The 9,840-nt window shown below is 57.5% G+C and carries 9 protein-coding genes, 1 tRNA gene and 1 pseudogene; 7 read left to right on the top strand and 4 right to left on the bottom strand.

Going from position 1 to position 9,840, the window contains the following annotated elements; all coding sequences use genetic code 11:
* Positions 1-479: 479 nt before the first annotated feature.
* Together AACY50_RS28185 and AACY50_RS28180 are read right to left on the bottom strand one after the other, a co-directional pair.
* Positions 480-908: pseudogene (locus AACY50_RS28185) on the bottom strand (alkaline phosphatase family protein); the annotation flags it as partial.
* Positions 909-935: 27 nt separating this feature from the next.
* Entirely contained in the window at positions 936-1,691 is a 756-nt protein-coding gene (locus AACY50_RS28180; protein WP_339539852.1) for a hypothetical protein, read from the bottom strand.
* A 127-nt stretch (positions 1,692-1,818) separates the two neighbouring features.
* Between AACY50_RS28180 and AACY50_RS28175 the strand changes: the two genes are divergently transcribed.
* Positions 1,819-2,574 (top strand): hypothetical protein, encoded by a 756-nt coding sequence (locus AACY50_RS28175; RefSeq protein ID WP_339496065.1) that lies wholly within the window; start codon positions 1,819-1,821, stop codon positions 2,572-2,574.
* Between the two features lie 51 nt (positions 2,575-2,625).
* Here the strand turns inward: AACY50_RS28175 and AACY50_RS28170 are convergent, their stop codons facing one another.
* Both AACY50_RS28170 and AACY50_RS28165 read right to left on the bottom strand, forming a co-directional pair.
* Complete coding sequence (locus AACY50_RS28170; protein ID WP_339434274.1) at positions 2,626-2,955, bottom strand: hypothetical protein; 330 nt, start codon at positions 2,953-2,955, stop codon at positions 2,626-2,628.
* Between the two features lie 133 nt (positions 2,956-3,088).
* Positions 3,089-3,173 (bottom strand) — tRNA-Leu (locus AACY50_RS28165).
* Between the two features lie 108 nt (positions 3,174-3,281).
* Between AACY50_RS28165 and queA the strand changes: the two genes are divergently transcribed.
* From queA to AACY50_RS28135, 6 genes are all read left to right on the top strand, one after another.
* Positions 3,282-4,346: a tRNA preQ1(34) S-adenosylmethionine ribosyltransferase-isomerase QueA gene (gene queA / locus AACY50_RS28160; RefSeq protein ID WP_339466768.1), complete on the top strand. Its 1,065-nt coding sequence runs from the start codon at positions 3,282-3,284 to the stop codon at positions 4,344-4,346.
* A 14-nt stretch (positions 4,347-4,360) separates the two neighbouring features.
* Positions 4,361-5,476 carry a tRNA guanosine(34) transglycosylase Tgt gene (gene tgt / locus AACY50_RS28155; RefSeq protein ID WP_162130185.1) on the top strand — a complete coding sequence of 372 codons (1,116 nt, stop codon included), beginning with the start codon at positions 4,361-4,363 and terminating at the stop codon, positions 5,474-5,476.
* A gap of 43 nt (positions 5,477-5,519) precedes the next feature.
* Entirely contained in the window at positions 5,520-5,858 is a 339-nt protein-coding gene (yajC, locus tag AACY50_RS28150) for a preprotein translocase subunit YajC (protein ID WP_003227923.1), read from the top strand.
* A gap of 62 nt (positions 5,859-5,920) precedes the next feature.
* Entirely contained in the window at positions 5,921-7,789 is a 1,869-nt protein-coding gene (gene secD / locus AACY50_RS28145) for a protein translocase subunit SecD (protein WP_339434247.1), read from the top strand.
* A gap of 9 nt (positions 7,790-7,798) precedes the next feature.
* The gene (secF, locus tag AACY50_RS28140) at positions 7,799-8,713 is read left to right on the top strand and encodes a protein translocase subunit SecF (RefSeq protein WP_339434248.1); all 915 of its coding nucleotides are present in this window, start codon (positions 7,799-7,801) and stop codon (positions 8,711-8,713) included.
* Positions 8,714-8,833: 120 nt separating this feature from the next.
* On the top strand, positions 8,834-9,382 hold the full coding sequence (locus AACY50_RS28135) for a glycine zipper 2TM domain-containing protein (RefSeq protein WP_221733368.1): 549 nt from the start codon (positions 8,834-8,836) through the stop codon (positions 9,380-9,382).
* Positions 9,383-9,840: the final 458 nt, after the last annotated feature.

The raw sequence follows: 9,840 nt of genomic DNA, 5'->3' as shown, positions 1-9,840 counted from the left end.
GCGGCGCCGCCGCTCCTGACCCAAAAGCTCCCCACTCTTGTCGTTGCTATTAGTCATAAACATAACCGTTTGCCTATCCCTTATCGTAAGGGGGAAACGGTGTCCTGTCTTTCATGGGGCTCGTCCAATAACCAACCTCTTTATGAAGTTTCGTAACTAGGTAAAGGATTCCGATGATCCACGGTTCACCGTCGCTCTGAATTAGTACGGGAAAATTTGGTAGGTATCCCTTTTCGCCCGTTATGAACTCATAATCCGGTAGGCTTTTCGAGGTCCCACGATCGGGCGATTCGAGGAAGCACAATGTTACTGGCCTGAACTCAGAAATGAGGACTCTACGTGCGGTCGAGTCGTAGCGCCCTTGCCCGGTTTTACTTCTGATGTGATTTCTTGCCACGACGAATTATCCGGAAATGTTAGCTGTATGGGCATACAGTTTTGCGCTCGGATTATGCTGTCAATAGGGCTGCATTCGGACTATCGTCAAAGATCATCAGACTCGGCAGGTGCGCCAGTGCACGGGCGATGTTACCCAGACCAGTCTTGAAACCGTCGATTCGCGTCTGTTCCAGGGCATAGCGCTTGTGGCGTTCGGGTGTCAGCGCGGGGGCTGGCGGATTGATCAGCGTCCAGGCTGTCGGCGACCACACCAGCAAGTACATCGCCATGACTTCGGCAAAGGTCACCAGGTGATTGTCAGCGTTGCTGCTGGTGAAAATCGGCTTACGCGCACCGCCGAAAAATCGCTCACGCAACGTCTCGTTGCTCTCCAGCGCCGGTTACAAATCCGCACGGCGGTAATAGCAGGCCGGGTGTTCGTAGAGCTTGGCGCTGTCGCTGACCACAGCGCCTTCAAGGTGTTCGTCGAACAGGCCGAGGCGTTCGATCAGGGCATGAATTGCCCGCAGCGGGCGCCTTGAACCCTTAAACGAGGCTTAAGATTCGCTCTTCTTCAATTTCAGATCGAGCAGTCGCCACGCGGCTTTGCCTGCATCGTTGCCGTCCACTTGTTGCACTGAACAGTCAAACCGATACCTCACATCGTCTCCCACCATGTTCCGTGAGGTGGCGGTACTTGTAATGGTGTAGGTCTGATCCTTGAACCGTTGACTGCTGGCGTCCTTCGCGCTTGCCATCACTGTCGACGCTGAAAAGCGCATCGCACTCTTGATAAAGGGTTCGCACATCATGAAAGCCATCAACGATTTGTCCGCGTTCGGATTACTGCCTGCCACTCTGCGCAAAGCGGCAAAATCGTGGCCCGCAGTGTCCTTGAAGTCCTTCTCCAGCAGCGAAGCAGGTAGCCGTTTGCTGAAGTTCGGCAGGAGAGCGGACTCAGGTGGTGAAGGCTCGTTCTGCGGCTCGCTGGCGACGTAGGCGGGGAGGTTGTCGGAAACAGGAGCAGGCGCAGGCGCAGCAACGGGAGGTTCCTCAGGCGCGCGTTCCGCTTCAGGCATGAGGGCCGGTTCAGCACTCTGCTTCGCGGCGTTCTGTATCTTTGCCTGCTCGATAATACGTGCCGGCGCGAACAGCGACATCGTGACGGAAAACACCACAACCCCGACAACAAAACCCGCCCCTGCACCGAGAACGTTGCCGATAAACAGATTCCAACTGCCACGGTTTTTCACCACCCAGCGCCACATGAAACCCCACGTCGCCAGAAATGCGAGTAGACACAGAAACTCCATTCGATCCTTTCCTTAACCTGCAAAAACCTTGAAACAGCGCGTATTGATGAGGCGCGCTGGAGATGGACGGCAAGATAACAAAATAGTAGCTTCGCGCCACTTTCTTCAACCGCGTAACGGACTACACATGCCTACCGTTTCTTCTTTCTTGCGCCTGCTCAGCGCTTTGTTCTTCGCCATCGTAATGACCCCGGCACTTGCCTACTGGGATGAAACCCCGGAGGAGGCCTGGAAAGGATACCTCTCCGATTGTCAGAGTTTTCAGGAGGTAGTGAACAGAGTTCAAAACGGGACCATGACGACCAGGCAAGCGATGAACCGCGTCGACAGCTTGAATCACACTCTTTACGTCCATCGCGATCACCTCGCCAAGGCAAGCCTTGGCTCTCCCGAATATGCCCGTTGCGAAAACGTCATTGCCCAAGCGTTCGAGATCAGGAACAAGGAAGAGGAGGTCCTGGTCAGAGAGCTTCAAGAGCAATACTTCAAGGCCCAGGCCGAGCACAAGAAGACCCCGCAATACAAGCGCGCCCGCGCTCTGGGCTTTAGCGACGTCGGCGGAATCGCCAAGCTCAACGAACTCGCCGAGGAATCGGAAACCGATGGCGAAGCGTATCTGAAGACGTTGATGATTACGGTCGACTGGGAATGCGGCCGACATTTGCGCGCCGTGCGATACGTCAAACCCTACGTGATCTACACCGTCCACCCCGATGCGGGCAGTTGCACCGTTTATAAGGAAGTCGCGGTGCTGGGCGCCGCAATGGTAGAGAGGGGCGACCCCATCGACGAGGACTTGATATTTCAGTACGTGGGATGGAAGAAACTGACTGGCGCGGGTGGGTTTGCGATCAACATTCGAGTGGTAAAAGTGCTCAAGTAATCTGCAGGTTTTTTCTTCAACCTGAGCGTGGACAAGTGATCGCGCGTTCGATTACAGAATGTCCTTCAAGTAACCCTTGAGCGCGAGGAGCGGCTGATCGAGCTGCTCCAGCGACTGAGCCTGGCTGAAATCGGCTGACAGCTTGTGCAGTTCCCGTCCCAGCGGTTTCTCGACACCGCCCAACGCATCCATCGCCAGCCCCAGGCACTCATTCATCTTGAATTGAATGGTCTCGACATCGCCCCGGCGTACCAACAATTCGAAAATATCCCGCTGGTAGTCACCCATGACCATGTCGTCCCGCAGAATCGGGCTCAGGCCCTCTTCCTCGTAGGCGAGTTTGAGGGAGAAAAGGGCGACTGTTTCCAGTGACGTTTGCATGGTGTGGATCCTTGGGGCTCGGATGGCCAAGAAGCGGAAGATCAAAAGATCGCAGCCCGCGGCAGCTCCACAAGTGAGGGACTTTATTGCAGGCGAAAAAAAAGGCCTTGCTAAGCAAGACCTTTCTTAATTTTGGTGCCCCGAGGGAGACTCGAACTCCCACTCCTTTCGAAAACGGATTTTGAATCCGCCGCGTCTACCAATTCCGCCATCAGGGCTCAATGGCGGCGAAGTATAGAGATGAGATTACCGTTGGTCAATCACGTTTCATGGTCAATTTTCGATATTTCCGCTAGACTTTCGGGCCCTGCTAGACGAACCCCATCATGCGCGTTGCTGACTTTACCTTCGAACTCCCTGATTCGCTGATCGCTCGCCACCCTTTGGCCGAGCGTCGCGGTAGTCGCCTGTTGACCCTGGATGGGGTTAGCGGCGCCCTCGCACACCGTCAATTCACTGATTTGCTTGAGCATTTGCGCCCGGGCGATTTGATGGTGTTCAACAATACGCGGGTGATTCCGGCGCGGCTGTTCGGGCAGAAAGCCTCCGGCGGCAAGCTGGAAATCCTCATCGAGCGGGTGCTTGATGCGCATCGCGTGCTGGCGCATGTACGTTCCAGCAAGTCGCCGAAGCCGGGTTCGAAGATTTTCATCGATGGCGGTGGCGAAGCTGAAATGCTTGCGCGCCATGATGCGTTGTTCGAGTTGGGCTTCGATGAAGATGTGCTGCCGCTGCTCGATCGCGTCGGGCACATGCCGTTGCCTCCTTATATAGACCGCCCGGATGAAGGCTCGGATCGCGAGCGTTATCAGACGGTGTACGCCGAGCGCCTGGGCGCGGTGGCGGCGCCGACGGCGGGGCTGCATTTCGATCAGCCGCTGATGGAAGCGATTGCCGCCAAGGGCGTCGAGACCGCATTCGTCACGTTGCACGTTGGCGCGGGTACGTTCCAGCCGGTGCGCGTGGAGAAGATCGAAGATCACCACATGCACAGCGAGTGGCTGGAAGTCGGCCAGGACGTGGTCGATGCCGTCGCCGCTTGCCGTGCGCGGGGTGGTCGGGTGATCGCGGTCGGCACCACCAGCGTGCGTTCGCTGGAAAGTGCGGCGCGTGATGGCGTGCTCAAGCCGTTCAGTGGCGACACCGACATCTTTATCTTCCCGGGCCGGCCGTTCCATGTGGTCGATGCCCTGGTGACCAATTTCCATTTGCCGGAATCCACGCTGTTGATGCTGGTTTCGGCCTTCGCCGGTTATCCCGAAACCATGGCCGCCTACAAGGCCGCCGTCGACAACGGTTACCGCTTTTTCAGCTACGGTGATGCGATGTTCATCACCCGCAACCCCGCACCTACTGCCCCTAAACAAACAGGCCCAGAGGAAACAGAATGAGTCGCGAATGTCGCATGTCCTTTGAGCTCCTGGCCACCGATGGCAAGGCCCGTCGTGGTCGCCTGACCTTCCCGCGTGGCACCGTCGAGACGCCGGCGTTCATGCCGGTGGGCACTTACGGCACGGTCAAGGGCATGTTGCCGCGTGACATCGTCGCCACCGGCGCCGAGATCATCCTGGGCAACACCTTCCACCTGTGGCTGCGCCCGGGTACTCAGGTGATCAAGGAGCACGGTGACCTGCACGATTTCATGCAGTGGAAAGGCCCGATCCTGACCGACTCCGGCGGTTTCCAGGTGTTCAGCCTTGGCGCGATGCGCAAGATCAAGGAGGAGGGCGTGACCTTCGCCTCTCCCGTGGATGGCGCCAAAGTGTTCATGGGCCCGGAAGAGTCGATGCAGGTTCAGCGTGACCTGGGCTCCGACATCGTGATGATCTTCGACGAATGTACACCGTATCCGGCTGACGAAGACGTCGCGCGCGTGTCGATGGAGCTGTCGCTGCGCTGGGCTCAACGCTCGAAAAACGCTCACGGTGACAACACCGCGGCGCTGTTCGGGATCGTCCAGGGCGGAATGCACCAGGATCTGCGCATGCGTTCGCTGGAAGGTCTCGACAAGATCGGCTTTGATGGCCTCGCCATTGGCGGTCTGTCGGTGGGCGAACCGAAGCACGAGATGATCAAGGTGCTGGATTATCTGCCGGGCATGATGCCGGCTGACAAACCTCGTTACCTTATGGGCGTTGGCAAACCGGAAGATCTGGTTGAGGGTGTGCGCCGCGGTGTGGACATGTTCGATTGCGTGATGCCAACCCGTAATGCCCGCAATGGGCATCTGTTCATTGATACAGGCGTGCTGAAGATCCGTAACGCATTCCATCGCCATGATGAATCGCCGCTGGATCCGACCTGCGATTGCTATACCTGCCAGAACTTCTCCCGCGCTTATCTGCATCACCTGGACAAATGCGGCGAAATGCTCGGCAGCATGCTCAATACCATCCACAACTTGCGCCATTATCAGGTGCTGATGGCTGGTTTGCGCGAGGCTATTCAACAGGGTACATTGGCCGCCTTTGTCGATGCCTTCTACGCCAAACGCGGGCTCCCCGTTCCGCCTTTGGACTAAGTTTTCTGACCCCAAGATTCAACATTTGCAACTGGAGTGCTAAATGAGCTTTTTTATCTCTAATGCCATGGCTGACGCAGCTGCACCGGCTGCTGCCGGCCCAATGGGCGGCGGTTTCGAGTGGATTTTCCTGGTCGGCTTCCTGGTCATCTTCTATCTGATGATCTGGCGTCCACAGGCCAAGCGCGCCAAAGAGCAGAAGAACCTGCTGAGCAGCCTTGCGAAGGGCGACGAAGTGGTGACCACCGGCGGCATCGCCGGCAAGATCACCAAAGTGGCCGATGACTTCGTGGTTCTGGAAGTTTCCGACACCGTGGAAATGAAGTTCCAGAAGGGCGCCATCGCCGCCACGCTGCCAAAAGGCACGCTGAAAGCGATCTAAGCAACAACTTCTACTCAATCGACGGGGCGCGCAAGGCGCCCCGCGTCATAACGGGCGGCGTGATGCTGAACAAATACCCTCTGTGGAAATACATTCTGATCCTGGCGGTGCTGGCGGTCGGTCTGATTTATTCCGCTCCCAATCTTTACCCCGATGACCCGGCTATTCAAATCAGCGGCGCCAGCACGGCTCTGCAGGTCAATCAGGCCGATCTGGACCGCGTAAGCACCGCGCTTCACGAGTCCGGGATCAACGTCAAGGCGGCCACTCTGGCGGCAAACGGCAAGGGCGGCCTGATCCGTCTGAGCAAGGCTGAAGATCAGCTGCCGGCCAAAGACGTTGTGCGCAAGGCATTGGGTGATGACTATGTCGTCGCGCTGAACCTGGCACAAACCACCCCGCAATGGCTGCGCAATCTGGGCGCGCACCCGATGAAGCTGGGTCTGGACTTGTCCGGTGGTGTGCACTTCCTGCTGGAAGTGGACATGGATAAAGCCCTCGATGCACGCCTGAAAGTCTACGAAGGCGACGTCAAGAGCCTGCTGCGCAAAGAGAAGCTGCGCTATCGCAGCCTGCCGCAACTGGGCGGTGCCATCCAGTTGGGCTTCGCTGATGAAGGCAGCCGCGAACAAGCCCGTGCACTGATCCGCAAGAACTTCAACGATTTCGACATTGTTCCGGCCGACCTCAATGGTCAACCGGTGCTGCGTCTGGCGATGACCCCGGCCAAGCTGGCGGAAATCCGCGAATACTCCATCAAGCAGAACTTGACCACGGTACGTAACCGCGTCAATGAGCTGGGTGTTGCCGAACCGATCGTCCAGCGTCAGGGCGCCAACCGTATCGTGGTTGAGCTGCCGGGCGTGCAGGACACTGCCGAAGCCAAGCGTATCCTCGGCAAAACGGCCAACCTTGAGTTCCGTCTGGCGGCAGAGCCGGGCGCTTCGAAAGCCACCTCCGAGACGTTCGAGTTCCGTGAAGGCAATCGTCCTCCGGCGCAGATCGAGCGTGGTCTGATCATCACCGGTGATCAGGTCACTGACGCCAAGGCCGGTTTCGGCGAACACGGTACGCCTGAGGTGAACATCCGTCTGGATGGTCATGGTGGCGAACTGATGAGCCGCGCGACCCGTTCGAACGTCGGTCGCAGCATGGCAGTGATCTTCATCGAGCAGCGTCCGGTCACCACTTACACCAAGCAAGTGGTTGGTGGCGTCGAGAAAGACGTACCGGTGCAGACCTTCAAGGAAGAGAAGAAGATCATCAGCCTGGCGACCATTCAGTCGCCGCTGGGGGCTCAGTTCCGCATCACTGGCCTGAACGGTCAGGGCGAGTCGTCCGAACTGGCGCTGCTGTTGCGTGCCGGTGGTCTGGCGGCGCCGATGTACTTCGCTGAAGAGCGCACCATCGGTCCGAGCCTGGGTGCTGACAACATCACCAAAGGTATCGATGCATCGCTGTGGGGCATGCTGTTTGTCTCGCTGTTCATCATCGCCATCTATCGCTTCTTCGGCATCATCGCCACTGTCGCTCTGGGCGTGAACATGGTGTTGCTGCTGGCGCTGATGTCGCTGCTGGGGGCAACGCTGACCCTGCCGGGTATCGCTGGTATCGTCTTGACCATGGGTATGGCGGTCGACGCCAACGTGCTGATCTTCTCGCGGATTCGCGAAGAGATTGCCGCCGGGATGACCGTGCAGCGTGCAATCAGCGAAGGCTTCGGCCGGGCATTCACCGCGATTCTCGACGCCAACCTGACAACCTTGTTGGTCGGCGGGATTCTCTTTGCCATGGGCACAGGCCCGGTCAAAGGCTTCGCAGTGACCATGTCCCTCGGGATCTTTACCTCGATGTTCACGGCCATCATGGTGACCCGCGCGATGGTCAACCTGATCTTCGGCGGTCGTGACTTCAAGAAGTTGTGGATTTAAGGGGCTGCCATGTTACGTACAATCAACTTCATGGGCGTTCGCAACGTTGCGTTCGGCGTCACATTGTTCCTTACCGTGCTGGCCTTGTTCAGTGTCGCCACCAAGGGCATGAACTGGGGTCTGGACTTTACCGGCGGTACGCTCATCGAGCTGACCTACGAGCGTCCGGCCGATGTCACCAAGGTGCGCGAGCAACTGGTGGAGTCGGGTTACCACGAAGCTATCGTGCAGAGCTTCGGTGCAACCACTGATCTGCTGGTGCGTATGCCTGGCGAAGACCCGCAACTGGGTCATCAGGTAGCCGATGCTCTGCAGAAGGTCGGCGGCGACAACCCGGCGACGGTCAAGCGTGTCGAGTTCGTCGGCCCGCAGGTCGGTGAAGAGCTGCGCGACCAGGGCGGCCTCGGCATGCTGCTGGCGCTCGGCGGCATTCTGCTTTACCTGGCTTTCCGCTTTCAGTGGAAGTTCGCGGTCGGCGCCATTGTTTCGCTGATTCACGACGTGATCGTGACCATCGGTATTCTGTCGTTCTTCCAGGTCACCTTCGACCTGACGGTGCTGGCGGCGGTACTGGCGATCATTGGTTACTCGCTGAACGACACCATCGTGGTGTTCGACCGGGTTCGTGAGAACTTCCGTGTGCTGCGCAAGGCTTCGTTGATCGAGAACATCAACATCTCGACCACTCAGACTTTGCTGCGCACCATGGCGACGTCGATCTCCACGTTGTTGGCGATCTCGGCTCTGCTGTTCTTTGGTGGTGACAACCTGTTCGGCTTCTCCATTGCCCTGTTTATCGGTGTTCTGGCGGGTACTTACTCGTCGATCTACATCGCTAACGTGGTGTTGATCTGGCTGGATCTGACCACTGAAGACCTGATTCCACCCGCTAACACCGACAAGGAAATCGACGACCGTCCATAACGGCCATCGTTTTCCCGGTTGTCAGCCAAAAAAGGCGCGAGTTGAACTCGCGCCTTTTTTTATGCTCCAAGGCTGGGATAAGCGCGGGCCCGACCCGCATGTGATGGTCAGGAGGTTCATGTGAACAAGTCGTTACTGGTTGGTGCGGTATTGGGTGCTGTCGGTGTAACAGCCGGGGGTGCTGTTGCCACCTACAGCCTGGTTAAAAGCGGCCCTGAGTATGCGCAAGTGCTGGCCGTTGAGCCGGTTAAAACACAGATCAAGACGCCACGTGAAGTTTGCAAGGATGTAACCGTGACCCGGCAGGCGCCGGTCAAGGACCAACACCAGATCCTCGGCACCGCTATCGGTGCGGTAGCGGGCGGTTTGCTGGGTAACCAGGTGGGGGGTGGCACCGGCAAGAAGATTGCCACGGTGGCAGGTGCGGTTGGCGGCGGTTATGCCGGCAACAAGGTGCAGGAAGGTATGCAAAACCGTGACACCTACACCACCACGCAAACGCGCTGCAACACAGTGAATGACATCAGTGACAAGGTTGTTGGTTACGACGTGCGTTATTCGCTGGATGGCAAGGAGGGCAAGGTGCGGATGGATCGCGATCCGGGCAACCAGATTCCGGTCGACAAGGAAGGTAAATTGATTCTGTCGCAGAATGGGTCGGGCCAATAATCGTTCGATCGTTTGAGATGAAGCACCCTGCGGGGTGCTTTTTTGTGTTCGTGATTCAAGTCGCGCGGTAAATCCCGTGTGGGGGGAGCTTGCTCGCGAATGCTGCTTAATATTCAAAGTGGATGCTGAATGACTCACCGCTCTCGCGAGCAAGCCTGCTCTCACATTGGGTCTATGGTGTGTCGGAAGGTCTAAATCATGGACATAAAAAAAGCACCCCGAACAGACTGTGTGAAAACACACTGATGAAGGCCCAACAAAACGCCCCGACTTGTTCGGGGCGTTTGTTTTTGTGCGGGCAACAGACGAAAAAAGGCCTTTCAGCCCATTGGCGCCATCAACTGGCGGGCTCCAAGCACGCTAATCGCTCGCTTGAGGTTGTAAGCGTTCACCGCCAAGGCCATTTCCGCTTTTGCTCCCTCCAACTGACGCAGCAGGAAGCGACCATTCCCAAACAG

The sequence above is a fragment of the Pseudomonas sp. RA_15y_Pfl2_54 genome, from assembly GCF_963971015.1.
GTDB lineage: Bacteria > Pseudomonadota > Gammaproteobacteria > Pseudomonadales > Pseudomonadaceae > Aquipseudomonas > Aquipseudomonas baetica_A.
The sequence above is the reverse complement of the archived record's forward strand: the minus strand, read 5'-3'. Positions and strand labels throughout refer to the sequence as shown.